At 65.9% G+C, this 367-nt stretch carries 1 protein-coding gene; it reads right to left on the bottom strand.

Annotation, left to right across the window (positions count from 1 at the left end; all coding sequences use genetic code 11):
* A partial coding sequence (locus CYR55_RS23205; RefSeq protein WP_146001060.1) for an ATP-binding protein occupies window positions 1-367 on the bottom strand: 367 nt, incomplete at both ends.

Genomic DNA, 367 nt, shown 5'->3' with positions numbered 1-367 from the left:
CTTCGCCGCACACGCTGGCCTGCGGGTGGTCGTTGCCCAGCACCGCGCACTCAATCTCCCGGCCGGCGATGGCGGACTCCACCAGCACTTTATGGTCATAGCGGAAGGCCAGCGCCAGCGCCGTGTCATACTCCTGCGCGCTGCGTACCTTGCTGACGCCCACCGACGAGCCCTGGTTGGCGGGTTTGATAAACAGCGGCAGCCCCAGTTTCTCACTGACGCGGGCAAAATCGTGCTGCGCGGCATTGCGCCGCGTCAGCGTGACAAAGGGTGCCACCGCCAGACCGGCGTCACGCAGCAGCCGTTTGGTGACGTCTTTGTCCATGCTCAGCGCCGAACCCAGCACCCCGGCCCCGACAAACGGGAT

The sequence above is a fragment of the Chimaeribacter californicus genome (assembly GCF_002858675.1).
In the GTDB taxonomy this organism is placed as follows: Bacteria; Pseudomonadota; Gammaproteobacteria; order Enterobacterales; family Enterobacteriaceae; genus Chimaeribacter; species Chimaeribacter californicus.
The sequence above is the reverse complement of the archived record's forward strand: the minus strand, read 5'-3'. Positions and strand labels throughout refer to the sequence as shown.